The sequence below is a fragment of the Saccharothrix sp. NPDC042600 genome (genome assembly GCF_040647305.1).
GTDB lineage: Bacteria > Actinomycetota > Actinomycetes > Mycobacteriales > Pseudonocardiaceae > Actinosynnema > Actinosynnema mutabilis.
On sequence record NZ_JBEZBW010000003.1, the window covers coordinates 264587 to 288934 of the forward strand.

23 protein-coding genes are annotated in these 24348 nt (G+C 72.7%); 11 read left to right on the top strand and 12 right to left on the bottom strand.

Features of this window, described 5'->3' with window-relative positions; all coding sequences use genetic code 11:
* Nucleotides 1-24 precede the first annotated feature (24 nt).
* Nucleotides 25-399, top strand: a complete 375-nt coding sequence (locus AB0A74_RS04620; protein WP_358247496.1) for a hypothetical protein — start codon at nucleotides 25-27, stop codon at nucleotides 397-399.
* Nucleotides 392-814 (top strand): hypothetical protein, encoded by a 423-nt coding sequence (locus AB0A74_RS04625; RefSeq protein WP_358247497.1) that lies wholly within the window; start codon nucleotides 392-394, stop codon nucleotides 812-814. Before AB0A74_RS04620 ends, AB0A74_RS04625 begins: the two co-directional genes overlap by 8 nt.
* Before the next feature lie 15 nt (nucleotides 815-829).
* On the opposite strand, the gene AB0A74_RS04630 is transcribed toward AB0A74_RS04625, so the two are convergent.
* Nucleotides 830-1069, bottom strand: coding sequence for a hypothetical protein (locus tag AB0A74_RS04630; RefSeq protein ID WP_358247498.1), 240 nt, complete (start codon nucleotides 1067-1069; stop codon nucleotides 830-832).
* A gap of 95 nt (nucleotides 1070-1164) precedes the next feature.
* On the opposite strand from AB0A74_RS04630, the gene AB0A74_RS04635 reads away from it, so the two are divergent.
* Together AB0A74_RS04635 and AB0A74_RS04640 are read left to right on the top strand one after the other, a co-directional pair.
* Entirely contained in the window at nucleotides 1165-2979 is a 1815-nt protein-coding gene (locus tag AB0A74_RS04635; RefSeq protein WP_358247499.1) for an ABC transporter ATP-binding protein, read from the top strand.
* Nucleotides 2976-4820, top strand: coding sequence for an ABC transporter ATP-binding protein (locus AB0A74_RS04640; RefSeq protein WP_358247500.1), 1845 nt, complete (start codon nucleotides 2976-2978; stop codon nucleotides 4818-4820). Before AB0A74_RS04635 ends, AB0A74_RS04640 begins: the two co-directional genes overlap by 4 nt.
* Here AB0A74_RS04640 and AB0A74_RS04645 read toward each other — a convergent pair.
* The gene (locus tag AB0A74_RS04645) at nucleotides 4817-5416 is read right to left on the bottom strand and encodes a DUF2537 domain-containing protein (protein WP_358247501.1); all 600 of its coding nucleotides are present in this window, start codon (nucleotides 5414-5416) and stop codon (nucleotides 4817-4819) included. The two genes, AB0A74_RS04640 and AB0A74_RS04645, sit on opposite strands and share 4 nt — an antisense overlap.
* Before the next feature lie 46 nt (nucleotides 5417-5462).
* Nucleotides 5463-6239 (bottom strand): RNA methyltransferase, encoded by a 777-nt coding sequence (locus AB0A74_RS04650; protein ID WP_358247502.1) that lies wholly within the window; start codon nucleotides 6237-6239, stop codon nucleotides 5463-5465.
* 205 nt (nucleotides 6240-6444) lie between these two features.
* Here AB0A74_RS04650 and AB0A74_RS04655 point away from each other — a divergent pair, with 205 nt between their 5' ends.
* The gene (locus tag AB0A74_RS04655; RefSeq protein ID WP_358247503.1) at nucleotides 6445-7947 is read left to right on the top strand and encodes a glutamate-cysteine ligase family protein; all 1503 of its coding nucleotides are present in this window, start codon (nucleotides 6445-6447) and stop codon (nucleotides 7945-7947) included.
* Nucleotides 7948-8204: 257 nt separating this feature from the next.
* Here the strand turns inward: AB0A74_RS04655 and AB0A74_RS04660 are convergent, their stop codons facing one another.
* A complete protein-coding gene (locus tag AB0A74_RS04660; protein WP_358247504.1) occupies nucleotides 8205-8615 on the bottom strand; it encodes a hypothetical protein in 411 nt (136 codons plus the stop codon).
* A gap of 4 nt (nucleotides 8616-8619) precedes the next feature.
* On the bottom strand, nucleotides 8620-10230 hold the full coding sequence (locus tag AB0A74_RS04665; RefSeq protein WP_358247505.1) for an ABC-F family ATP-binding cassette domain-containing protein: 1611 nt from the start codon (nucleotides 10228-10230) through the stop codon (nucleotides 8620-8622).
* 103 nt (nucleotides 10231-10333) lie between these two features.
* On the opposite strand from AB0A74_RS04665, the gene AB0A74_RS04670 reads away from it, so the two are divergent.
* Nucleotides 10334-10957, top strand: coding sequence for a superoxide dismutase (locus tag AB0A74_RS04670; RefSeq protein WP_358247506.1), 624 nt, complete (start codon nucleotides 10334-10336; stop codon nucleotides 10955-10957).
* A 169-nt stretch (nucleotides 10958-11126) separates the two neighbouring features.
* Here the strand turns inward: AB0A74_RS04670 and AB0A74_RS04675 are convergent, their stop codons facing one another.
* The 4 genes from AB0A74_RS04675 to AB0A74_RS04690 form a co-directional block, all read right to left on the bottom strand.
* Nucleotides 11127-11891, bottom strand: a complete 765-nt coding sequence (locus tag AB0A74_RS04675; RefSeq protein WP_358247507.1) for an ABC transporter permease — start codon at nucleotides 11889-11891, stop codon at nucleotides 11127-11129.
* Between the two features lie 16 nt (nucleotides 11892-11907).
* Entirely contained in the window at nucleotides 11908-13155 is a 1248-nt protein-coding gene (locus tag AB0A74_RS04680) for an MFS transporter (RefSeq protein ID WP_358247508.1), read from the bottom strand.
* 81 nt (nucleotides 13156-13236) lie between these two features.
* On the bottom strand, nucleotides 13237-13668 hold the full coding sequence (locus AB0A74_RS04685; RefSeq protein ID WP_358247509.1) for a MarR family transcriptional regulator: 432 nt from the start codon (nucleotides 13666-13668) through the stop codon (nucleotides 13237-13239).
* A gap of 49 nt (nucleotides 13669-13717) precedes the next feature.
* Complete coding sequence (locus AB0A74_RS04690; RefSeq protein ID WP_358247510.1) at nucleotides 13718-15190, bottom strand: NCS2 family permease; 1473 nt, start codon at nucleotides 15188-15190, stop codon at nucleotides 13718-13720.
* Between the two features lie 74 nt (nucleotides 15191-15264).
* Here AB0A74_RS04690 and AB0A74_RS04695 point away from each other — a divergent pair, with 74 nt between their 5' ends.
* Nucleotides 15265-15525, top strand: a complete 261-nt coding sequence (locus AB0A74_RS04695) for a DUF2530 domain-containing protein (protein ID WP_358247511.1) — start codon at nucleotides 15265-15267, stop codon at nucleotides 15523-15525.
* Nucleotides 15526-15961: 436 nt separating this feature from the next.
* Here AB0A74_RS04695 and AB0A74_RS04700 read toward each other — a convergent pair whose 3' ends face one another.
* Nucleotides 15962-18790 carry a hypothetical protein gene (locus AB0A74_RS04700; protein ID WP_358247512.1) on the bottom strand — a complete coding sequence of 943 codons (2829 nt, stop codon included), beginning with the start codon at nucleotides 18788-18790 and terminating at the stop codon, nucleotides 15962-15964.
* Nucleotides 18787-19791, bottom strand: coding sequence for a DUF3027 domain-containing protein (locus tag AB0A74_RS04705; protein ID WP_358247513.1), 1005 nt, complete (start codon nucleotides 19789-19791; stop codon nucleotides 18787-18789). Before AB0A74_RS04705 ends, AB0A74_RS04700 begins: the two co-directional genes overlap by 4 nt.
* Before the next feature lie 72 nt (nucleotides 19792-19863).
* Here AB0A74_RS04705 and AB0A74_RS04710 point away from each other — a divergent pair, with 72 nt between their 5' ends.
* Nucleotides 19864-20625, top strand: a complete 762-nt coding sequence (locus AB0A74_RS04710; protein WP_358247514.1) for a glutaminyl-peptide cyclotransferase — start codon at nucleotides 19864-19866, stop codon at nucleotides 20623-20625.
* On the opposite strand, the gene AB0A74_RS04715 is transcribed toward AB0A74_RS04710, so the two are convergent.
* On the bottom strand, nucleotides 20612-21064 hold the full coding sequence (locus tag AB0A74_RS04715) for an Lrp/AsnC family transcriptional regulator (protein ID WP_358247515.1): 453 nt from the start codon (nucleotides 21062-21064) through the stop codon (nucleotides 20612-20614). The genes AB0A74_RS04710 and AB0A74_RS04715 overlap by 14 nt on opposite strands.
* A 69-nt stretch (nucleotides 21065-21133) precedes the next feature.
* On the opposite strand from AB0A74_RS04715, the gene AB0A74_RS04720 reads away from it, so the two are divergent.
* From AB0A74_RS04720 to AB0A74_RS04730, 3 genes are read left to right on the top strand one after another with little or no spacing between them, the layout of a single operon-like run.
* Complete coding sequence (locus AB0A74_RS04720; RefSeq protein ID WP_358247516.1) at nucleotides 21134-22036, top strand: PLP-dependent lyase/thiolase; 903 nt, start codon at nucleotides 21134-21136, stop codon at nucleotides 22034-22036.
* Between the two features lie 15 nt (nucleotides 22037-22051).
* The gene (locus AB0A74_RS04725; RefSeq protein WP_358247517.1) at nucleotides 22052-23701 is read left to right on the top strand and encodes an MFS transporter; all 1650 of its coding nucleotides are present in this window, start codon (nucleotides 22052-22054) and stop codon (nucleotides 23699-23701) included.
* A gap of 11 nt (nucleotides 23702-23712) precedes the next feature.
* On the top strand, nucleotides 23713-24195 hold the full coding sequence (locus tag AB0A74_RS04730; protein ID WP_358247518.1) for a DUF2771 family protein: 483 nt from the start codon (nucleotides 23713-23715) through the stop codon (nucleotides 24193-24195).
* Nucleotides 24196-24348: the final 153 nt, after the last annotated feature.

Consider the following 24348-nt stretch of genomic DNA (forward strand, 5'->3'; position numbering starts at 1 on the left):
CGGTGATCGGGTAACCCTCCGGGCATGCTGGCACGAATGCTGATCGGCGCCGTTCTCGGCGCCGGGCTCGGTGCTGCCTGGTGGGGTGTGCGGGAGATGATCGCGGCCGGCGCCGTGTGCTCCGAGGAGAACTGGAACTGCCTCGCGATGGGGTTGTTCAGCATCCCGATCATGCTGGTGGCCGGGGTGCTCGTCGCGTGGGCCGTGCTCCGGGTGTTCGGGGTCGAGCGGGCGCTGGGGATGGCCGCCGTCGGGATGTTCTTCAGCGCCGTCCTCACCCTGACCACCGTGTGGGTGTCCGTGCCGGCCGGCGGCGTGCTGGCGGGCGCGCTGGGGTTCGCGCTGGCCGCGCCGGTGACAGCCCGGCACCGCGTGGGGCAGACTGCCGGCCGTGGCTGAGACGACGACCGGTGGCTTCGCCTTCAGGGTGCTGCTGCGCGTCGTCGTGTCCGGGGCGGTCGGGGCGGTGCTGCTGGTCGCCTGGATCTGGGCGTACCGGGCGGGCGTGCTCGACCGGGTGGTCAACGAGACCTCGCTGAGCGAGTTCCTGCTGCTCGTGGTGATCGGGCTGCCGGTCGCGCTGCTGTTCAGCGCCCTGCTCGCGGGGCCGGTGCTGTGGCTGCTCAAGGTGCGCCCGGTGTGGCCGGTGGTGCTCATCGGACCGGTCCTGCTCGGGCTCGCGCACTACTTCAAGCTGCAGGAGCGGTTCTCCTGGCTCGGCGACCGCTGGACGGTGCTCACCCTGCTCGCGGGCGTCAGCTACGGGCTGGCCGGCCTGCTCACCGCCCCCGCCATGCTGCGCCGGGACAAGTAGTCCCGCGGGCCGCCGTCAGTACTCCGCATGCGGCACGGCGTCCAGCAAGGCCAGGTCCCAGCCCTCGCGCTCGCACCAGTCCTCCGCGTCCTCCCGTGACACCGGGTGCGCGCGTTCCGCCCGACCACCGATGACGTCCCACCCGTCGGGAGCCAGCACGTAGAGCCTGCCGGCCCGGACCGCCAGGAGACGGCCGTGCGGGAACGCCATGGTCGGCTCGGTGCGCAGGTAGCGCACGTCCATCTTGACCTCCACCTAGCTAGAGCCTGCATGTTCGACAGCGGGAAAACCGGATGCTTACGGGGGGTGACCTTCGTACCGTGGCAGTGAGCCTGAGGGGGACCACCGAAGTGACCGAGTCCGCGACGTCGCCACCCGACCACCCGCGAACCACCACGTTCTCGACCGTGCGCAGGCTGTGGCCGTACTTCCGGCCCGTGCGCACCCAGATGCTGCTGAGCATGACCGCGGCGCTGCTGGCGATGCTCTGCGGCCTGGGCATCCCGCTCATCACCCAACGCATCGTGGACGGCCCGATCGCCGCCCGCGACCTGGGGGCCCTGCCGGCCATGGTCGGCCTGGTGCTGCTGCTCGGCATCGGCGAGGCGGCCCTGTTCTACGCGCGCCGCAAGTTCATCGCGCGGCCCGCGTCCGACGTCGAGGCCCGCATGCGGGTCGCGATGTACGACCACCTCCAGCGGCTGCCGGTGTCGTTCCACGACCGGTTCCAGTCCGGCCAGCTGCTCTCCCGCGCCACCACCGACCTCAACACCGTGCGCCGGTTCGTGGCGTTCGTCTGCACGTTCCTGGTGGTCAACACGCTGGTCGTGCTGACCGGCCTGGGCATCCTGTTCTGGCTGTCGCCCGTCCTGGGCGGGATCGTGCTGGCCTGCACGCTGCCGCTGATCCTGCTGTCCTACCTGTTCGAGTCGAAGTTCAAGGTCGTCGCGCGGCGGGCGCAGGACCAGGCGGGCGACCTGACCACCGTGGTCGAGGAGTCCGTGCTGGGCATCCGGGTGCTCAAGGCGTTCGGCCGCGGACCGCACCTGACCCGGCGGTTCCTGCGCCAGGCGCGCGAGCTGCGGGACACCGAACTGGCCAAGGTCCGCGTGTTCGCGCTGCTGTGGGCGGTGCTGATCGTGCTGCCCGAGCTGGCGATCGCCGGGCAGCTCGCGTTCGGCGCGGTCGGCATCACCGACGGCACGGTCACCGCGGGCACGCTCGTCGCAGCGGTCACGGTGAGCGCCTACCTGCGCTGGCCGATCGACTCGATCGGGTGGTTGTTGGCCGAGACGAACCAGACCGCCGCCGCGTCCGAGCGGTACTTCGAGGTCATGGACGCCCCGGTCGCCATCACCTCGCCCGCCACCCCGAAGAAGCTCCCGGCGCAGGTCAAGGGGCACGTCCGGTTCGAGGGCGTCCACTTCGCCCACGCCGAGGGCGACCGCGAGGTGCTGCGCGGCGTCGATCTGGACATCCGGCCGGGCGAGACGGTCGCGCTGGTCGGCGCCACCGGATCGGGCAAGACCACGGTCACCGCCCTGGTGCCGCGCCTGGCCGACGTGACGCGCGGCCGGGTCACCATCGACGGCGTGGACGTGCGCGACCTGGACCTGGCGGAGCTGCGCCGGGTCGTCGGCACCGCGTTCGAGGAGCCGATCCTGTTCTCCGCGAGCGTCACCGAGAACGTCGCGCTCGGCGGCATCGGCGCGGACGCCCCCGGCGGAGCCGGAGACCAGACCACGGCGCGGGTCCGGGAGGCGCTGCGGGTCGCGCGGGCCGAGGAGTTCGTGGACGCCCTGCCGTGGGGCCTGGACACCCGGATCGGCGAGCAGGGCCTGTCCCTGTCCGGCGGTCAGCGGCAGCGGCTGGCGCTGGCGCGCGCGGTCGTCGGGCACCCCGCGGTGCTCGTGCTGGACGACCCGCTGTCCGCGTTGGACGTCCACACCGAGGCCGAGGTGGAGGCCGCGCTGCACCGCGTGCTCAAGGGCGTGACCGCGCTGGTGGTCGCGCACCGGCCCAGCACCGTGCAGCTGGCCGACCGGGTGGCGATGCTCGTGGACGGGCGGATCGCCGCGGTCGGCACGCACCGGGAACTGTTGGCGGACAACGAGGAGTACCGCTACCTCCTGTCCACTTTGGAAGACGAGGAGGTGGCGGCGTGACCACCGTCGAACAGGCGCCGGAGCAGGGCGAGGAGAAGTGGCGGGGCGTCGCCGCCGAGGACGTCGAGGAGCTGGACCACGCGACCGGCGCGAAGCTGCAGGCCCGGTCGCGCCGGCTGCTGGGCTCGCTGCTGCGCCCGCACACGCGGGCGGCGGTGCTGGCGCTGGCGATCGTGGTGCTGGAGAACCTGGTCACCCTGGCCGGGCCGCTGCTGATCGCCGCCGCCATCGACCGGGGCGTGCCGGCCGCGCTGGACGGGCGGCCGGAGGTGCTGGCGTGGTGCGTCGGCGGGTACGTCGGCGTGGCGTTCTCGGCGACGCTGCTGCGCTGGTCGTTCGTCCGGCTGACCGGCCGGATCGGCCAGGACCTGCTGCTGGACCTGCGGGAGCGCATCTTCCGGCACGCGCAGCGGCTGTCGGTGTCCTTCCACGAGCGCTACACCTCCGGCAAGGTGATCTCGCGGCTGACCAGTGACGTCGACTCGCTGCAGGACCTGCTCGAACACGGCCTGGACGGGTTCTTCACGTCCATGCTGTCCGTGGTCGGCATCTCGATCGTGATGCTCACCCTGGACCCGCCGCTGGCCGCGGTCGTGCTGTTCGGGTTCGTGCCGCTGCTGCTGCTCATCCGCTGGTTCCGCCGCCGGTCGGCCCGCGCCTACCGCGGCACCCGCGGGGCCATCGCCAAGATCATCGTGCAGTTCGTGGAGACCATGAACGGCATCCGCGCGGTGCAGGCGTTCCGCCGCGAGAAGCGCAACGCGCACATCATGGGCGAGTTCAACGACCGGTTCCGCGACGCCAACACCGAGGCGTTCAGCGTGGTGGCGGTGTTCACCTCGCTGGTTCGGGTGATCGGCAACGTGTCGCTGGCCGTGATCCTCGCGTGGGGTGCGTGGCGGGTGGCGCAGGGCGACCTCGAACTGGGCGTGCTGGCCGCGTTCACGCTGTACGTGCGGCGGTTCTACGACCCGTTCGACGAGATCGCCATGTTCGCCAACTCCTACGCCTCGGCGACCGCCGCGCTGGAGAAGATCTCCGGCCTGCTGGAGGAGCGGCCGACCGTGCCGGAGCCGGACGACCCGGCCCCGCTGCGGGACGTGCGCGGGCAGGTCGCGTTCGACGGGGTGGAGTTCCGCTACACGCCGGAGACGCCGGTGGTGCTGCCGGCGTTCGACCTGCACGTGCCGGCCGGGCAGACCGTGGCGCTGGTGGGCGCGACCGGCGCGGGCAAGTCCACGCTGGCCAAGCTGGTGGCGCGGTTCTACGACCCGTCCGAGGGCGCGGTGCGGCTGGACGGCATCGACCTGCGCGAGGTCGCGGACACCGACCTGCGGCGCGCGGTGGTGATGGTGACCCAGGAGAACTTCCTGTTCGACGGGTCGGTCGCGGACAACATCAGCCTGGGCCGGCCCTCGGCGACGCGCGAGGAGGTCGTGTCGGCGGCCCGCGCGGTCGGGGCGCACGAGTTCATCTCGGCGCTGCCCGACGGGTACGACACGGACGTGCGCAAGCGCGGCGGGCGGCTGTCGGCCGGGCAGCGGCAGCTCGTGGCGTTCGCGCGGGCGTTCCTGGCCGACCCGGCGGTGCTGGTGCTGGACGAGGCGACGTCGAGCCTGGACGTGCCGACCGAGCGGCTGGTGCAGCACGCGCTGGAGACGGTGCTGGCGGACCGGACGGCGTTCATCATCGCGCACCGCCTGTCCACGGTCATGATCGCGGACCGCGTGCTCGTGCTCGACGGCGGCCGGGTCGTGGAGGACGGCTCACCCGAGGAGCTGATCGACGGCCGCGGCCGGTTCGCGGCCCTGCACACCGCGTGGCGGGACTCGCTGGCCTAGAGCAGGGTGGTGATCAGGGCGAACCAGGCCAAGAGCACGCCGGCCACCACGCCGTAGGCCACCCAGCGCCACACCAGCACCTTGCGGGCGAGCCAGACGGACGGGGCGATACCGCCCACGACCAGCACGTTCGCCAGCAGCGCCAGCCACGGGCTGGTCTCGCCGAGGCCGAGCGACAGGGTGACGACCATGAACGTCACCACGGCCGCGGTGAACACGCTCACGGTCAGGCCGGTGCCCCAGGGAGGCCGCTCCTCCCGGGGCTCCGGCTCCGGCTCGACCAGGGGCAGGCGTTCCACCGGGGGCGCTTCCACGACGAACTGCTCGCCGGTCACCGGGTCGGTGTACGCGACGGGCGTGCCCATGTCCGCGGCCAGCCGGCCCGCCAACTGGCGTCCGCGCCGGGTGACCAGCGCGCCCGCCGCGCCGTTCGCGGGCGGGTCGGTGCGCAGGACCGCCTCGGCGACCTTGGCCCACTCGTGCAGCGCGTCGGCGAGTCCCGCGCCCAGCGGCAGCGTGTGCGGGTCCACCTCGTGCTCGCCCGCGTCGTCGCGGCCCGCCAGCACGGCACGGCCGCCCCGGACCCGCAGTTCCACGAATGCCCTCCTCGGCGACGGGGTGCTCCAGGGTGAACGTAGTCGGTCAGGCGATCGCGTAGAAGGCGATCGCGGCGGCCGTGGCGACGTTGAGCGAGTCCACGCCCGAGGCCATCGGGATGCGGACGGCCAGGTCGGCGGCGGTGATCGCCTCCTCGGTCAGGCCGTGGCCCTCCGAGCCCAGCATGACGGCGACCCGCTGCCCGCGCAGCCCGGCGTCCTGGAGGTTGACCGCCGACGCGCGCGGCGTGAGCGCGGCGACGCGGAAGCCGTTGTGCCGCAACACGTCCAATCCATGACCCAGGTCCGGCACCGTGGCGAACGGGACGCGCAGCACGTGCCCCATCGAGACGCGCACGCTGCGCCGGTAGAGCGGGTCGCTGCACCCCGGGCCGAGCAGCACGCCGTCGACGCCCAGCGCGGCGGCGTTGCGGAACAGCGAACCCAGGTTCTCGTGGTCGCCCACGCCTTCCAGCACGGCCAGGCGGGTGGAGCGCCGGGCCAGGTCCTCGACGGCGGGCTGCGGCGCGCGGTCGGCCGCCGCCAGGACGCCCCGGTTCAGGTGGAACCCCACGACCTCGGCCATGACCTCGGGCGACGTCACGTACGCCGGCGCGGGCAGGTCGCCCAGCGCCTCCACCCGGCGGCGCACGCCGAGCAGCGCGCGCACCGGGTACGGCGAGGCGAGCAGCCGTTCGACGACCACCACGCCCTCGGCGATGACCAGCCCCCGGCCACCGGGTCGGTCGGGCCTGCGGTCGGCCGTGGAGAGGTCGCGGAAATCGTCCAGTCGGGGGTCCGCCGGATCGTCGATCTCGATCACCCGGGCAGTGTCCCACTTCCCGGCATGTGAACACCCCTCGTAGTCCAACGGGTCGAACCGCAAGCGCTGGACCAGCGTTTTCTCGCTGATTGTTACCCGCATGTGACAGAGAGCACCGATTTGGGCGCTGGCGGGCGCAGGGCAGCCGTGTCACGGTTGACCTCCGCTGAGCCCGCCGGAGCAGCCCGACCGATTGGGAGGCGGCATGGGTAGCAATGTGTCCAGTCGGACGTTCACCAGGGAGGACCGCCAGCGCTACCGCGAGCGGGTGCAGCGGTGCTTGGACGCGCTGGGGACCATGTTGGCGGAGGACAGCTTCTCCTTCCCGCGCCAGCAGATGGGCCTGGAGATCGAGCTCAACCTCGTGGACGACTCGGGCCGCCCCGCGATGGCCAACGCCGAGGTCCTGGAGAAGATCGACGACCCGTCGTTCACCCTGGAACTGGGGCAGCACAACCTGGAGGTCAACGTCCCGCCGCGCGAACTGGCCGGTGACGAGACGCTGGACCTGGAGCGGGAGCTGAAGCAGACGCTGACGTGCGCCGACGACAAGGCCCACGACGCGGGCACGTCCCTGGTGATGATCGGCGTGCTGCCCACGTTGCGGCACGAGCACTTCGACCGCCGCTGGCTGTCCGACAGCCCGCGCTACGCGCTGCTCAACGACCAGATCTTCGCCGCGCGCGGCGAGGAGGTCGTGCTGAACATGGAGGGCACCCCGATGCCGGGGAGCGCCGCGCCGGAGAAGTTGTTGAGCTACGCGGAATCCATCCTGCCCGAGGCGGCGTGCACGTCCGTGCAGCTGCACCTGCAGGTGGCGCCGGACGACTTCGCCGCCCACTGGAACGCGGCCCAGGCGTTGGCGGGCGTGCAGGTCGCGATCGCGGCGAACTCGCCGTTCCTGCTGGGCCGGGCGCTGTGGCACGAGACGCGCATCCCGTTGTTCCTGCAGGCGACCGACACGCGGCCGGTCGAGCTGAAGAACCAGGGCGTGCGGCCCCGGGTGTGGTTCGGGGAGCGGTGGATCACGTCGATCTTCGACCTGTTCGAGGAGAACGTCCGGTACTTCCCGGCGCTGCTGCCGGAGACCGGTGACGAGGACCCGTTGGACGTGCTGGGCGCGGGCGGGACGCCGTCGTTGACGGAACTGAGGCTGCACAACGGAACCGTGTGGCGCTGGAACCGGCCGGTGTACGACGTGGTGGACGGCGTGCCGCACCTGCGGGTGGAGAACCGGGTGCTGCCGGCCGGGCCGACGGTGCTGGACACGATGGCCAACGCCGCGTTCTTCTACGGCGCGCAACGGGCTTTGACGACACTCGAACGTCCTTTGTGGACGCAGATGTCGTTCGACGCGGCCGAGGAGAACCTGTACGCCGGGTCGCGGCACGGGATGGGCGCGCACCTGTACTGGCCCGGGATCGGCTGGGTGCCGCCGGACGAGCTGGTGCTGCGGCGGCTGCTGCCGTTGGCGCACGAGGGGTTGACGGCGTGCGGGGTGTCCGACGAGGCGCGCGAGCGGTACCTCGGGGTGATCGAGGCGCGGTGCCTGTCGCGGCGGACCGGGTCCACGTGGCAGCGGGACACGGTCGCGTTGCTGGAGGAGCGCGGGGTCGAGCGGGAGGTGGCGTTGAGCGCCATGCTGGCCCGGTACGTGGAGCTGATGCACCACGGGGAGCCCGTGCACACCTGGCCGGTGGGGTTGTAGCCCCCCGCCGGCGGCGAAGGGCGGGCGGCGGGGTCAGCGGCGGCCGGGCAACGGCGAGCGAGCGGCCGGCCAAGCAGCGGCGGCCCGGCCAACGGCAAGCAGCGGCGGCAGGCAGCGGCCCGGCTGGCGGCAGGCCCGGCCAACGGCAAGCAGCGGCGGCAGGCCAGCGGTCGGCGGCGGCCCGGCTGGCGGCGGGCCTGCGAGCAGCGGCTGACTAGCGGCGGCGGCCGGTCTCCTCGAAGCGGCGGACCGCCCTGCTAGCGGCGGCGGCCGGCTTTCAGGGGGGCCACGTCCGCGCCGTCGTGGGAACTGCGGCACTCGTCGGGGGTGACGGCCTCCACCGCGAGCGTCAGCATGCCCTTCACGCCGGTGTAGATCGACTCGCCCCGGGACGCCAGCGAGGCGTGCACCCGGTTCGAGTCGGAGAAGTCGCGCTCGTCCTTGGTGCGCTTCTTCCCCGCCTCCTCCGGCTTGGTGGCGCTGCGGAGGTTGACCTCCAGCCACGCGGCCACCTCGGTGGGCGTGGTCAGGACCTCTTCCGGGGTCCGCTCCAGGCGGTCCTGGCGTGGCGAGGCGTGGTCGAGGGAGGTGTGCTCGACGTAGGCGTGCCAGTGGGTGTTGCGCAGCGACCACGTCTGTTCGATCGGCCAGTCGTCCTCCGTGCCCATGCGCTCATCTTGCCAGGGTCCGCACGTCGAGTGTGCGGTCCACCCCCACCGCGTCGGCGAGCCGCCGGTCGTGCGTGACCAGCAGGAGGGTGCCCTCGTAGCTCTCCAGGGCCTGTTCCAACTGCTCGATGGCCGGGACGTCCAGGTGGTTCGTCGGCTCGTCCAGCACCAGGCACGTCGTCCCCCGCGCCTGGAGCACGGCCAGGCCCGCCCGGGTCCGCTCGCCCGGCGACAGGGAGCGGGCCGGGCGCAGGACCGCGTCCGCGCCCACCCGGAACTTGGCCAGCAGGGTGCGGACCTCCACCTCCGGCAGGCCGGTGGCCTCGGCGACGACCGCCAGCGCGGTGCGGTCGGTGGCGAAGCCTTCGCGGATCTGGTCCACCTCCCCGACCACCACCGACGCCCCCTGGCTGCGGTTCCCCGAGACCAGCGGGACGCGGCCCAGCAGAGCGCCCAGCAGCGTGCTCTTGCCGGACCCGTTCGGCCCGGTGATCCGCCACCGCTCCCCCGCGCCGACGGTCAGGTCGATCGGGCCGAGCGTGACCTCGCCGCGCCGGACGACCGCGTCCCGCAGCGTGAAGGCGATCTGGCTGCCCCGCCCCGCCGACGGCAGGGTCAGGCGGAGTTCCCACGGTTCACGCGGCTCCTCCACCTCCGTCAGCCGGCCCAGCGCACGGTCCACTGTGGACGCTTTCGCGGCGGTGTTCTCCGCGCCCTGCTTGCGGAAGAACTTGATGTTCTTGTCCGGCTCGTCGGACTTCGCGTTGCGGCGCACGCCGGCGCGGGACCACTCGCGGACCTCGCGGGCCCGGTGGACGAGCGCGTCGCGCTTGGCGGCGTAGGTCTCGTACTCCTCGCGGGCGCGCCGGCGGGCCGCCGCCTGCTCGGCCACGTACGCGTCCCAGCCGCCGCCGAACACCGTCAGACCGTGGCTGAACTCGTCCAGCTCGGCGATGTGCGTGGTGGTCCGGGCGAGGAACTCCCGGTCGTGGCTGACCAGGACCATGCCCGCCGGGCTGGCCAGGACGTGGGACTCCAGCAGGTCCAGGCCCGTCGCGTCGAGGTCGTTGGTCGGCTCGTCCAGCAGCAGGAACTCCGCGCGCGCCAGCAGCACCGACGCCAGCCGCAGCCGCGCCGACTGGCCGCCGGACAGGGTCCGGTGCTCGTCGAGCAGGTCGGCGGGCAGCCCGAGCCGCTCGCACACCTCGTCCGCGCGTTCGTCGAAGTCGGCCGCGCCGATGGCGGTCCACACGTCGAAGGCGTGCGCGTAGGCGTCCTCCGCGCCGGGCCCGCCCTCGGCGAGCGCGCGCGTCGCGGCCTCGAACGACCGCACCGCCTCGGCCACGCCGGTGCGGCGCGCGAGGTGCGCCCGCAGCGACTCGCCGGGTCGGACGGTCGTCTCCTGGGTCAGGAACGCGACGCTGCCGCGCGCGGTGACGGTGCCCTCGTCGGGCTTCACCTCACCGGCGAGCACGCGCAGCAGGGTGGACTTGCCGACGCCGTTGGGCGCGACGAGCCCTACGCGGTGACCGGGGTGGACATCGAGATCTACCTCCTGGAGCACGGTCCGCGGACCGAACGACAGCGTGACGTTCCGGGCTGCCAGTACGGACACGCCCCCGATCGTCGCAGGATCGCCGGTGATCAGCACCTCAGTTTCCGGCCGCCCTAGTTGCAAGTAGATTGCAAGTACCAGAGAGTTGCAACGAGGGGATGTCATGGCCCAGTACGTCCTGCCCGACCTGGATTACGACTACGGCGACCTGGAGCCGGCGATCATCGGCGAGATCAACGAGCTGCACCACTCCAAGCACCACGCGGCCTACGTCAAGGGCGCGAACGACACGCTGGACCAGATCGCCGAGGCGCGCGACAAGGAGTCCTTCGGCTCGATCGTCGGCCTGGAGACCACGCTCGCGTTCCACCTCGCCGGCCACGCGCTGCACCAGGTGTGGTGGAAGAACCTGTCCCCCGACGGCGGCGACAAGCCCACCGGCGAGTTGGCCGCGGCGATCGACGAGCACTTCGGGTCGTTCGACAAGCTGCGCGCCCAGCTGACCGCCGCGTCGTCGTCCATCCAGGGGTCCGGCTGGGGCATCCTCGCGTGGGAGCCGGTCGGTCAGCGGCTGATCACCCAGCAGCTCAAGGACCACCACTCCAACCTGTCGATCGCCACCACGCCGCTGTTGGTGTTCGACATCTGGGAGCACGCGTACTACCTGCAGTACCGCAACCTGAAGGCGGACTACATCTCCGCGTTGTGGAACGTCGTCGACTGGGACGACGTGAACGCCCGCTTCGAGGCCGCCCGCGCCGGGCGGAACGGTCTCCAGCTGCCCTGAGAACTCGGCGGTGGGTGCTCCGACAAGCCCCGCGCCGGTCCCGTGGTGGATGCTCCGACAAGCCCCACCACCGGACACGACGAGGCCCCGCTCCCCGGCGGTACGACCGGGAGGCGGGGCCTCGTCTGTTCCCGAACTGACTGCCGCTCCCACCACGAAGCGACGACGGTTAGGTTAGCCTAACTTCGCCTTGAGGGGAAGTCCGGCGCACGAGCCCCCGCGCGACCAGTTCCACGACCACCGCGATCGCCGCCGCCTCCACCGCGAGCAGCCCCAACAGGACCACCAACTGCAACGCGCCGGCCTGCCACACCGGCGCCCCGCCCAGCAGCATGCCCACAAAAGCACCCGGAAGTGTGACCAGCCCCACAGTCCGCGTCTGGTCCAGGGCGGGCAACAACGCCTCCCCCGCCGGCCCGCGCACCAACTCCCGCACCGCCACCGCCTCGGTGAACCCCAGCGCCAGGGCCGCCTCGAACTCGCCGTGCCGGTCCCGCAGGGTGTCCAGCGCCCGCCGCACGGACAACGTCGTCGCGGTCATCGCGCCGCCGATGAGGATCCCGCCGACCGGCACCAGCGCGATGCCCTTGACCGGCACGAGCCCGCTCAGCACCAGCGCCGCCAGCGCCGGGACCGTCCCGCCGAGGATCGCGACCCCGACCCACACCCCGCGCCGCCCGGTCTTCGTCCGCGCCGCCGACGTCCAGGTCGCCACCGCCGCCATCAGCACCAGGAACCCGGCCGTCAACGGCAACGACGCCAGCACCACCGTGATGACCGCCGACACGACGGCCAACTGGACGGCCGCCCGCACCGCCGCCCGGACCACCGGCCGCGGGGAGGCCAGCCGCGCCCACCACAGCACCGCCCCGGCCGCCCCGGTGAAGAACACGCAGATGACGAGCAGCCGCACCCAGTCCGTCGCGATGACCACGGAGGTCATCATCGCCTCAGAGCCGGGCGCGCCGCCGCAGGCCGAGCCGGTACGAGGGCAGGGTCAGGCCACCGCGGCGGGCCAGGACGACGCCGCCGACCAGGGCCGCCACGATCGAGACCACCCCGCCGACCACCAGGGGCGCGCGGGCGGTGAAGTGCTCGGCGAGCCACCCCATGACCGGGCCGCCCAGCGGGTTGCCGCCGAGGAAGACCAGCATGTAGAGGCCCATCACCCGGCCGCGCATGGCCGGGGTCACGGCCAGCTGCACGGTCGAGTTCGCGGTGGTCGTGAAGGTCATCATCGCGATGCCCACGGGGATCAGCAGCGCGCCGGTCAGCCACAGGGACGGCATCAGGCCGGCGACGATCTCCAGCGCGCCAAACGCCAGCGCGCCGATGATCAGCAACCCCGGTTTCGGCTTGCCCTTGGCGCTGCGGCGGGCCGCGAGCGTCGCGCCGGCCAGCGTGCCGACGGCCATCAGCGTCGAGAGCAGGCCGTAGGCGTCGGCGTCGCCCCCGAACGTGTTGCGCGCCAGCACCGCCAGCGTCACGTGGAAGTTCAGCCCGAACGTGCTGACGAAGAACACGAGGAACAGCAGGATCACCAGGTCGCCCCGACCCCGCACGTACCGCAGGCCCTCGCGCAACTGGCCCTTCTCGCGCGGCACGGGGTCGCCGCGGTGCAGCTCCGCCGGGCGCATCAGCAGCAGGCCCGCGATCACGCCGACGAACGTCATGGCGTTGAGCAGGAACACCCACCCGGTGCCCACGACGATGATCAACCCGCCGGCCACGGCCGGACCGACCATGCGGGCCAGGTTGAACGTCATCGAGTTCAGCGCGACGGCGTTGGTCAGCTGGTCGCGCCCGACCATCTCGACCACGAACGACTGCCGCACCGGCGTCTCGATGGCCGCGACCGCGCCGAGCAGCAGGCACAGCAGGTAGACGTGCCACAGCTCGGCGACGCCGAGCACGTCGAGCAGGCCCAGCGTCAGGGCGCACAGCCCGAGGCCGACCTCCAGGACCAGCAGCAGCCGCCGCTTGTCCATCCGGTCGGCGAGCACGCCCGCCCACAGCGACAGGAACAGGGTCGGCGCGAATTGGAGCGCCGCCGCGATCCCGAGCGCCACCGGCGACCCGTCGGACAGCTCCAGCACCAGCCAGTCCTGGGCGACGCGCTGCATCCACACGCCGACCAGGGACACGACCTGGCCGGACGCGTAGAGCCGGTAGTTGCGGACGCGCAGGGACCCGAACATGCGGGGTTTGGGCGGCGGGGGTAGCGCTTTGCCTCGATCGACCCGATCGGACTCGTTACCACCCGCGTACGCCGGCACCCGTTACTGCCCCGCCATCCTGTCGATTATCTCGGCGGCGCGCGACAGCACCGCCCGGTCCTCCGGTGTCAGCTCCGCCAGCCGCTTGTCCAGCCACGCCTCGCGCGCGGACACCTCTTCGTCTATGTAGGCCAGCCCGGCGTCGGTCAGCTCCACGATCGCCTGCCGCCCGTCGGTCGGGTGGGGGCGGCGCGTGGCGAAGCCGAACTCCTCCAGCGCCGCGATCACCCGCGTCATGGACGGCGGCTGGACGCCTTCCTTGGCGGCCAGCTCGCCCGGCGTCAGCGGCCCGCACTTGTGCAGCGTGGACAGCGCGGACACCTGGGTGAGCGAGATCGCGGAGTTCACCCGCTGCGCGCGGAGCCGTCGGGTCAGCCGGACCACGGCCAGCCGCAACCGGCTCGCCAGTCCCCGTTCCGCGTCGCTCTCCGCCACGTAGTTAGCATACCTCACGATCTCGCACCCGTCGTGTGAACCCGCCCATTCAGCTGCCGAGAGCAGCCTGGATGGGTCCGATGGCGAAGTAGACGACGAAGGCCGCGGCGACCACCCACATCAGCGGGTGCACGCTGCGCGCCCGCCCGGTCAGCGCCCGCAGCACCACGTAGCTGACGAAGCCCGCGCCGATGCCGTTGGCGATCGAGTAGGTGAACGGCATCACCACGATCGTGAGGAACGCGGGCAGCGCCACGGAGAAGTCGCCGAAGTCGATCTCCTTGACCTGCACGATCATCAGCGCGCCGACGATGACCAGGGCCGGGGCCGCGGCCTCGACCGGCACGATCGAGTACAGCGGGGTCAGGAACATCGCGGCGAGGAACAGCAGGCCGGTGACGACGTTCGCCAGGCCCGTCCGCGCGCCCTCCGCGATGCCGGCCGCCGATTCGATGTAGACGGTGTTGGACGAGCTGGACGCCGCCCCGCCCGCGACCGCGCCCACGCCGTCCACGAACAACGCCTTGCTCACGCCGGGCAGCTGACCGTCCTTGCCGATCAGCCCGGCCTCCTTGCCCAGGCCGGTCATGGTGCCGACGGTGTCGAAGAAGTCGGTCAGCACGAGCGTGAACACCAGCAGGGCGGCGGTCAGGGCGGGCAGCCGGGTCCACGCGCCGAACGACACGTCACCCAGCAGGGCGAGGTCCGGCAGGCCGAAGACCTGGTCGGGCAGCGCCGGGTAGCCCAGGTTCCACCCGGCCGGGTTGGTGCCCTTGGACGGCCCGGCCTGCGCGACCGCCTCCACCACGATGGCCAGCACGGTCGAGGCGAGCACGCCGATGAGGATCGCGCCCTTGACCTTGCGGGCGACGAGGATGCCGGTCAGCACCAGGCCGACCACGAACACGAACGTCGGCCAGGACGCGATGGACCCGCCGATGCCCAGTCCGACCGGGACGGTCGTGCCCGCCGCGTCCGGGATCCGCCGCACGAAACCGGCGTCGACCAGGCCGATGAAGCAGATGAACAGGCCGATGCCGACGGCGATCGCCGCCTTCAGCTCCGGCGGCACGGCGTTGAACACGGCCGTGCGCACGCCCGTGACGACGAGCAGGAGCACGACGAGCCCGTTGATCACGACCAGGCCCATCGCCTCGGGCCAGGTCATCTGCGGCGCGAGGGACACGGCCACGAACGAGTTGATGCCGAGCCCGGTGGCCAGCGCGAACGGGTAGTTCGCGACCAGTCCGAACAGGATCGTCATGACCCCGGCGACCAGCGCCGTGACCGCAGCGACCTGCGACACCGGCAGGATCGCGCCGAGCACGTCCTTCTTGGCCGACGGGTCGTCCGCCGCGAAGCTGCCCAGGATGAGCGGGTTCAGCACGACGATGTAGGCCATGGTCACGAAGGTGACCAGCCCGCCGCGCACCTCCCGCCCCACCGTCGAGCCGCGCTCGGAGATCTTGAAGAAGCCGTCGAGCCCTGTCCTCGACACCTCACCGCCGGTCTTCGCGGCCATCTCGCCTCCACTCCGGGTAGTCCAGGTGCGCAGAGCGTGCCGCACCGGTGTTTCCGCCAGGTAGCCTGCCTGACGTGGCCGAACAGACCCAATCGCTGCCCGCCCCGCCCCCGCTGCCGGTGCGGCTGACCGACCCGGTCCCCGCCATCGCGGGCGGCACGGCCCTGTGGCTGCTGGCGTTCGCGGCGGTCCTCCTGTTCGCACGCGACCAGACCACGTTGCTGTGGACGTGCGCGTCGGGCGCGGGCCTGGGCGTGATCGGCTACGGCGTCTTCAGGTGGCAACGATCAGCCGCCCGAAGGGGTTCGCGCACCGCCCAATCCGGCCTCGACTGACCAGCACAAGCCCACACACCACTTTCGACACACCCGCCCGGCGCGCAGCGCCGCGAAGGGCCCCGCCGGGCCACCACCCAACCCGGGCTTCTTGCTTGTGTCATCCCCGTATGGCCTGCCCGAAGGGCTACCGCACTTTGCCGGGGTCGGGCCAAAAAGTTTTGCGAGGCACGAGCAAAAGTTTTTCGACCGACCCCGGCAAAGTGTGGTCGGCTCCGCCAGGCCATACGGGGATGGCACAAGCAAGAAGCCCCCGCCCTTGCTCTTGTGTCATCCTTGGCGGCCTGCCCGCCGGCGAGGCGCTTTTAATCTTGAAACGCCCACGAACCACCCAGCCGGCACCACCCAGCCAGCACCACCCAGCCGGCCCGCCCAGCCGCACGCCCAGCCGCACGCCCAGCCGGCCCGCCCAGCCGACCCGCTCCGCGTGCTCCGATCAGCCCAGAAGGACGGTCGGGGTCGGGTCGGCGATCAGGGCCGCGAACGTGTGCCGGTCGGACCACCTGTTCGTGGCCCACGCCAGCGCCCGCGCCAGCCCCTCCGGCGTGTCCGCCGCGTGCGGCACGCCGTCCTCGACCCACCACGACACCTCGTGCGACTCGCCCTCGAACGCCACGTGCAGTTCGTCGTGGACGATCACCGGGCTGGTCGGCAGCTCCACCCCGAGCAGGTCGCAGGCCAGCCGGACCGCGCCCAGTTCGGCCCACACGACCTCGTCGCCCGCGGTCTCGACCTCGCCGGCGACCTCCTCGGAGGCCAGCGGCAGGGCGAGCAGCTCCGCCAACGCCTCCGCGTGACCCTCGGCGGCCAGGACCTGGTTGCCCGGCAGGACGCCCAGCAGCCACGGCAGGTCCAGCACCACCACGTCATCCGCCGCCACGGCCTCGCCGGTCAGCACCCGCACGCGGTCCGGTGGCTCGACGCCCACCGAGTCCGCCACCTCCGCCAGGGCCGCGTGCACCCGCAGCACCAACGCGTCGGCGAGCTTGCGCTCCGGGTCGCCCAACCGGGTCAGCAGGTCGGTGACGTCGTCCTCGTCCAGCACCGTCAACGCGGTCCGCACACCGGCCGCCGCCAGCACGTGCGGCGGGACGTCCACGTCGGGCACCACGTCGTACAGGCCGTCCAGGCCCTCCGCGTCCGGCAGGCGCCACCCGTTGAGCGGGCAGCCCTCGATGGTCGCGTAGCGGGCCAGCCACCAGCCCGTGTAGCCGTCGGGTTCGGTCACCGCGCGCCACGCGACCGGGTCGGCGGCCATCAGGCGCAGGGCGGCCGGCCACTTGTCGCGGGCCACCAGGTCCAGGTCGCGGATGCCCAGCACGCGGGTCGGCGGCTCGTCCGCGCCGTCCCACCAGTAGCCCTCGTCGGCCAGGTCGTGGTCCGGCTCGGTGGGCGCGGTGTCGTCCACGACGGTGAACCCGTCGATCACGCCCACGCCCGTCCACACCTCGCGCGGCCACCGGGCGGCGAGCTCGGCGTCGAGCACGCCGATCGGGGCGTCGGACTCCAGCACCGACAGCAGCGGCGAGTCGGGCAGGGCCAGTTCGTCGGCGCGCCGCCAGTCGCCCTCGGCGTCGGGCAGGGCCAGTTCGCCCAGCCACGGACGTCCGCCGGCCCGCGCGACCAGCGACAGGACCGTCCGGACCAGGTCCGGGCCGTCCATCGCGGGGTCGTCCAGGCTGTGCTTGACGGCCTCGCGCAGGGCGTCGGAGTCGAGCAGCTCGCCCGGACCGGCCTCCAGCGCGCCCAGGCGCAGCAGCAGCGGGTGCGCGGCCTCCGGGTGGACGATCCGCAGGCCGGACACGTCGAACGACACGTCGGCGGGCAGCACGTAGACGCCGCGCGGCGAGCTGACCAGGCGGCCGTCCGCGAGCGGCACGGGCAGGCTGCCCATCTCCTCGCGGGCCGCGGAGTCCACGTCGGCCAGCGGGGTCAGGGCGTCGTAGACCTCGTGCCACCAGCCCGGCTCGCCGCCGATCCCGGCCAGCGCCTCGACCACCTCGGCGACCGACATGCGCGGGACTTCCAGCGCCGCCAACGCCTTCGCGTGCTCGGGCAGGGTCAGCTCGGCGTCCAGCAGGCCGGGGACGACGTCCTCCAGCAGCTCGACCAGCGGCTCGGACGGGGCGTCGAGCACGCGGGCGCCCTCCGGCGCGGTCCACTCGCCGCTGGCCAGCGGCAGCCAGGACGCCTTCCGCAGCGCGGCCAGGACGCGTTCGCGCAGCAGACCGTCCACTTCGGACAGCGGGAACCCGGGCAGCGGCACCAGGGACGTGCGGTCGATCGCGGGCAGCGCGAGGACCAGGTCCGGGTAGGCCTGCGCGGCCCGGTCGAGCACGTGCTCGGCCGCCGCGCCGACCAGCACGCGCCGGCGGGACGGTTCCACCGGCAGGGACGCGATCAGCCGCGCCGGCAGGGACATCTTCTCGTCGGTCGGGGTCGGGGCGTGCAGGACGTCGCCGGTCAGCGGCTCGTCCATCGGCCACGCCCAGCAGGCGTTCCAGTGCGGCCGGGCCTCGACGCCCTGCACCAGGCGCGCGGGCAGCTCGCCACCGACGCGGTGCACGCGCCACCGCTGCGTCCCGGCCGGGCCGTGCAGCACGACCACGCCGTCGTCCTCGGTGCGCTCCCAGACCTGGTCGCCGACCTCGATCCGGCGGAGGCCGGGCAGCGCGAGCAGCAGGTCCGGGACCTGGTCGGCGAACTCGGCGAGCAGCGGGGCGGCGTCGACCTTGAGCGGCAGGCGGACCTCGGTGTCGAAGCCGTCGGGCAGGTCGGCCTCGTCGGTCGGCCAGACCAGCCGGAGGACGGGCACGTCCCCGCCGCGCGCCTCGGCCAGCTCCGGGACGGCCTGGCGGGTGCGGGAGGCGGAGAACAGCACGCCACCGGACGTCGAGACCACGCGCGGGGCGTCGGTGACGGCGAGGACGGCGGCGAAACCGACGCCGAACCGGCCCACGGTGTCGGCGGACTTGGCGGACGCGCGCAGCGAGGCGAGGGCCGCCACGCCCTCGGCGGTCAGCGGGTGCCCGGTGTTGGCGGCCCGCAGCTCACCGTCCACGACGGACAGTCGGAGGGTGCCCGGGGTGGGGCCGGCGGCGTCGGCGGCGTTCTGGGCCAGCTCGACCAGCAGGCGGTCGCGGTAGCCGCCCAGGCGCAGGTCCTCCTCGGCGTTGGCGTCCTCGCGGAACCGCGTGGGCGAGCCGCGCCAGGCGGCGAGCACCGAGTCCCGCAACGCCTCGGTGCCGAACGGGTCCCGGCTCACCGCCCGGACTCGTCCGCCTGCTCGGCGGGCGTCTCGTCGGCGTCGGCGGGCGCGGCCTCGGCGACGGGCGCGGGGGCCTCGGCGACGGGCGCGGCAGCTTCGGCGGCCGGCTCGGCTTCGGCAGGCTCAGCGGCTTCGGCGGGCTCGGGCTCGGCGTCGGCGGGCTCAGCGGCTTCGGCAGGCGCCGGTTCAGCGGCTTCGGCCGGCGCGGGCGCGCTCTCGGCGGTGGGCTCGTTGACCTCGACGTCCAGGGTGGCGTCGTCGTAGACCAGGTCGGCCACCGGCACCGCCGGGCCGCCCTCCACCTCGACCTCCGAGTGCGCGCCGCACCCGTACTCCACGTGCACCACGTGCCCGTCCGCCGGCGTCAGCTCGTTCGCGCACACCCCGAACGCCGCGCCCAGCGACCCCGCGATCCGCGTGTAGAAACCGCACGTCCCACAGGTCGCCGGAGCGCTCCGGGCCATGTCGCTGCGCGGGCCGAAGTCGCCGCCGTGCCAGCGGGACGCCGCGTCCAGCACGCCCTCGCGGGACAGCACGCGCACCCGGCCCAGGCCGACCTCCAGCGCGACCTCCTCGACCGCCGGGTCGTCGGAACCCACGTAGCCCGGCACCAGGCGCGGGTCGTCCTCGCGGGCGGGCAGGAGGTCGCCGACGCCCAGGTCACCCGCGCGCACGCGCTCGTGCCACGGCACCCAGTCCGGCGCGACCAGCGCGTCGTTGCCCGGCAGGAGCACCACCTCGGACACCGACACCGGCGTGCCCGGCCCGGCGAACGCGATGGTCACCGCCCAGTTCCACCCCCGGTACCCGGCGTGCTCGGCCTCGAACAGGTGGGTGACCGACGCCTCGTCCTCGGCGAGCGCACCCACGTGCGCGCCGACGGGTTCCGCACCGGCTTCCTCTTGAGCCGCGGCGCGGGCGGTCGACACCGCCGCGGCGTCGACGAGCGCCGGGTCGGCGAGCACTGGATCGGGCTGCTGGGTCGGCGTGGCGGTCACAGGTGAATTGTGCCGCACGTCTTCGCAGGCTCGTGCACACGTGCCACCCTTTCGGACGTGCGGTGGCTCCCGGTGGCAGTGGTCCTCGTCATGTCGACGGCGTGCACGTCCACGCCGAACCCGCCCGAACAGCCCGACCAGCAGGGCAGACCCACCGTCGAGGTGGTCGGCACCCTCCCGCACGACCCCGGGGCGTTCACCCAGGGCCTGGAGCTGGTCGACGGCGTCCTCTACGAGGGCACGGGCCTGGAGGGCGAGTCGACGCTGCGCCGCATCGACCCGGCCACCGGCGAGGTCAAGCAGCGCGTGGACCTGCCCGAGGACTTCTTCGGCGAGGGCGTGACCGTCGTCGGCGACCGCGTCTGGCAACTCACCTGGCGCAACGGCGTGGCCATCCAGCGCGACAAGAACACCCTCCAAGAGGTGAAACGCGCCACGTACGAGGGCGAGGGCTGGGGCCTGTGCCGCGACGGCGACCGGCTGGTGATGAGCGACGGCACCGAGGAGCTGCGGTTCCGCGACCCGGAGACGTTCGCCGAGACCGGCCGCGTGACCGTCCGCCGCAACGGCATCCCGCTGGTCCGGATCAACGAGCTGGAGTGCGTCGGCGGGGCCGTGTGGGCGAACCTGTGGCAGCTCGACGAGGTCGTCAAGATCGACCCGAAGAGCGGTGACGTGCTGACCACCGTGGACCTCAGCTCCGTGCGCCCGGCGGACGTGCCCGAGTCGAACGTCCTCAACGGCATCGCTGCGGTGCCCGGCAGCACCGACGAGTTCCTGGTCACCGGCAAGAACTGGCCGACGATCTTCCGGGTGAAGATCAAGGAAGGGTGACCGCGAGCCCGGCCTTCACCGCGTCGAACACCGGCATCGTCTCGTAGCGCTTGACGTTGTCGTCCCGCTGGAACAGCTCGTCGCCGACCTCGCGGCAGCGGGCCATGTCGGGGACGGACAGCACCACCAGGTAGTCCCACCGCCCGGCCAGCTCGTAGCACTGCTGCACCTCGGGTGTGGCGCGCATGCGCTCGGCGAACGCCCGGTGGTGCGCGTGGGACTCCCGTTCGAGCACCACCAGCACCACGGCGAGCAGCCCGCCCACCTTGCCGGCGTCGAGCACCGCCACCTCGCGCTTGAGCAGCCCGGACGCCCGGTAGCGGGTGATCCGCCGCTGCACGGCCGAGGGCGACAGGCCGACCAGCTCGCCCAGGTCGTGCAGCGTGCGGCCGGAGTCCCGCTGGAGCTGCTCCAGGAGCCGGCGGTCCACGTCGTCCACGCAAAGATCTTGCGTGGCGGCGGGCGAACTTTCAATCGCCACCACGGGCGGGCGACCTAGCTTCTGGGCATGGACATCGAGCTGGAGAACATCGCCCGCGCCGCCAAGACCATCGACCCCGTGTTCCGCGACACCCCGCAGTACGTGGACGAGCAGCTGTGCGCCGCGCTGGGCCGCCGGGTGCTGGTGAAGGTGGAGACCGCGAACCCGTTGCGCAGCTTCAAGGGCAGAGGAGCGGACTTCCTGGCCTCGACGCTGCCCGTCGGGCAGTCCGTGGTGTGCGCGTCGGCGGGCAACTTCGGGCAGGCCGTGGCCTACGCGGGGCGCAACCACGGCTTCCCGGTCGAGGTGTTCGTGTCCGACCGGGCGCGGCCGGAGAAGGTGCGCCGGATGCGGCTCCTCGGCGCGACCGTGCACGAGGTCCCGGGCGACTTCACCGGCGCGAAGGCAGTCGCCCGGCGGCACGCCGAGGAGACCGGGGCGGTGTTCGTCGAGGACGGCCGGGAGCCGGCCGTGTGCGAGGGGGCGGGCACCATCGCCGTGGAGCTGCTGGCGGCGGGCGTTCCGGTCGACACGGTCGTGGTGCCGCTCGGCGACGGCGCGCTGATCACCGGCATGGCCCGCTGGCTCAAGCACCACTCGCCGCACACCCGGGTGGTCGGGGTGTGCGCGGCCGGCGCGCCCGCGTTGGCGCACGCGTGGGCCGGCCGGGCGTGGGACGGTCCGGCCGAGACGATCGCGGACGGCATCGCGGTGCGGGCCCCGGTCGCCGAGTCGGTCACACGGGTGAGGGAACTCGTGGACGACGTGGTGCTGGTGTCCGACGACGCCCTGCGGGACGCGGCCGACCTCGCCCTGCGGACGCTCGGCCTGGTGCTGGAGCCGGCGGGGGCGGCGGGGCTGGCCGGGTTGGCGGTCCACGACCTGCCCGGGGAGACCTGCGCCACCGTGCTCACCGGGAGCAATGTGTGAGACAGCCCGGAGCCGGTGAGGCAGGATTGGGGTGTGACGCGTCCAGGGCCGGAAGACCCGTCGCGGCGGTACCCGTGGGAGGACGACGAGTACAAGCCGCGGACCCGGCCGTACCCGACGCCCGGCGTGCCGCCCGGTGTTCCGCCCAGCGCTCCGCCGGGTGCCTCGTCGGGGCAGCCGGAGGGGCGGTATTCGTCGGCCGGTAGCCGTGCTCATGCGCCGCGGGACGAGCGTGGATATCCGCCGCCGCGGGATGAGCGTGGGTATCCGCCGCCGCCGCGAGAGCCGCGAGAGCCGGGTCAGCCGCGACCGGGCGATGGGCCGACGTTGCCGAAGAAGTTGACGGTCACCCGGGTGGCGTGGTTCCGGACCAAGCAGCTCAGCACGCAGGCGGTGCGGGCGTTCCGGCGTGCGGCGCACGCGGACGGGGCGAAGCAGTCCGGTTTGTCCTCGCTGACCTACGCGGTGATGTTGAACTACGCCGCCGACGCGGCGATGGCCGTCGCGCTGGCCAACACCCTGTTCTTCTCGGCGGCCGCCGGGGAGAGCCGGGGCAAGGTCGCCCTGTACCTGCTGATCACGGTGGCCCCGTTCGCGGTGGTCGCCCCGGTGATCGGCCCGGTCCTCGACCGCATCCAGCACGGCCGCCGGGTCGCGCTGGCGCTGTCGTGCGTGCTGCGGGTGTTCCTGTCCATCGTCATGGCGATGAACTTCGACAACTGGGGCCTGTACCCGGCGGCGCTGGGCAGCATGGTGCTGTCGAAGTCGTTCACCGTGCTCAAGGCGGCGATCACACCCAGGGTGCTGCCGCGCGAGATCACGCTGTCCAAGACCAACGCCCGGATGACCGTCTTCGGGCTGGCGGCGGGCGGTGTGTTCGGCGCGGTCGCGGCCGGGTTCGCGAACCTGTTCGGCTCGCCGGGCGCGCTGTGGTTCACGGCCGCGCTGTGCCTGGTGAACGCGTGGCTGTGCCTGCGGATCCCGGCGTGGGTCGAGGTCACCGAGGGCGAGGTGCCGACATCGCTGCGGGCCAGGCCGCACAAGCCGCGCCAGACGCTGGGCCGGACGGTCGTGGTGGCGCTGTGGGGCAACGGCTCGATCCGGATGCTGACCGGGTTCCTCATGTTGTTCTCGGCGTTCGTGGTGCGGGCGCAGACCGAGGGCGACGCGTTCATGCAGTTGCTGCTGCTGGGCGTGATCGCGGGCGCGGCCGGTGTCGGGAGCTTCCTCGGCAACGCGGTGGGCGCGCGGCTGCACTTCGGCGCGCCGGACCAGGTCGTGATCGGGTGCCTGGTCGCGGCCGTGCTGTCCACGATCGTGGCGGCGATCCTGCCCGGGTTGATCACGGCCGCGGTGGTGGGCCTGGTCGGCGCGACGGCGAGCTCGCTGGCCAAGGTGTCGCTGGACGCGGTGATCCAGGACGACCTGCCGGAGGAGTCGCGGGCGTCGGCGTTCGGGCGGTCGGAGACGATCCTGCAGCTCGGGTGGGTGTTCGGCGGCGCGATGGGCGTGTTGCTGCCGACCGAGTACTGGATCGGGTTCACGGTGCTGTCGGGGCTGCTGGCGTGCGGGCTGGCCCAGACGATCGCGACCCGCCAGGGCAGCACGCTGATCCCCGGCCTGGGCGGCGACCGCCCCATCAGGCCGACGGCGGTCACCCCGTAGGCTCGTCAGCCGTGCGCCGAGTGTTGCCCGTCCTGCCGCTGTTGCTGCTGTCGTTCGTCACGGCTTGCGCCGTCCCGACGAACCCCGAGGTGACCTTCTACGCGGACGGCAAGACCGTTGTCGTGAAGCCGACCCAGTACTGCGACCTGAAGTCGGAGGACTGCGACGTGGACGCGCGGGCGGCCGGGGTGCTGCGCGTGCGGCCCGGTCGTCCGGTTCAGATCTCGGTGCCCGGCGAGTTGGCCAACTCGGCGTGGTCGGTGAAGTTCACCTACCGCAATGCGCGGGGTGAGGCGCAGGAGCCGTTGCGGAGCAAGCTGTTCACGGAGCGGGAGCCCCGGTTCGCCTACACGTTGGTGTTGCCGAACCCGGATGACCAGTTGGAGAGCGTCGAGGTCCAGCAGTACGGGGCTCGGATCGAGACCAGCACTACTGGGGCTTTCGACTTCGTTGCTCGCGGGACTTGGGTTTTGTCTGTCGACGATCGTCGCTAGCGGTGCGCTTGGGGCTTTGCGCTGTTGAGAGCGGAACCGTATAGCGAAGCGAAGAGCGAAGAGCGAAGAGCTAAAAGCGGCGCTCGCCGCGCGGCAGGCCCCCGGGGGGTGGAAGGGCGTCGGTTCGTTCCCCGTACGGCCTGCCGGAGGCAA

Bases quoted from the DNA above. Each gene is read 5' to 3' on its own strand.
- AB0A74_RS04660 (WP_358247504.1), bottom strand. From the start codon at position 8,615: ATGGGCACGGAGGACGACTGGCCGATCGAACAGACGTGGTCGCTGCGC.
- AB0A74_RS04620 (WP_358247496.1), top strand. From the start codon at position 25: ATGCTGGCACGAATGCTGATCGGCGCCGTTCTCGGCGCCGGGCTCGGT.
- AB0A74_RS04690 (WP_358247510.1), bottom strand. From the start codon at position 15,190: ATGGCCGCGAAGACCGGCGGTGAGGTGTCGAGGACAGGGCTCGACGGC.
- AB0A74_RS04720 (WP_358247516.1), top strand. From the start codon at position 21,134: ATGGACATCGAGCTGGAGAACATCGCCCGCGCCGCCAAGACCATCGAC.
- AB0A74_RS04655 (WP_358247503.1), top strand. From the start codon at position 6,445: ATGGGTAGCAATGTGTCCAGTCGGACGTTCACCAGGGAGGACCGCCAG.
- AB0A74_RS04670 (WP_358247506.1), top strand. From the start codon at position 10,334: ATGGCCCAGTACGTCCTGCCCGACCTGGATTACGACTACGGCGACCTG.
- AB0A74_RS04680 (WP_358247508.1), bottom strand. From the start codon at position 13,155: ATGTTCGGGTCCCTGCGCGTCCGCAACTACCGGCTCTACGCGTCCGGC.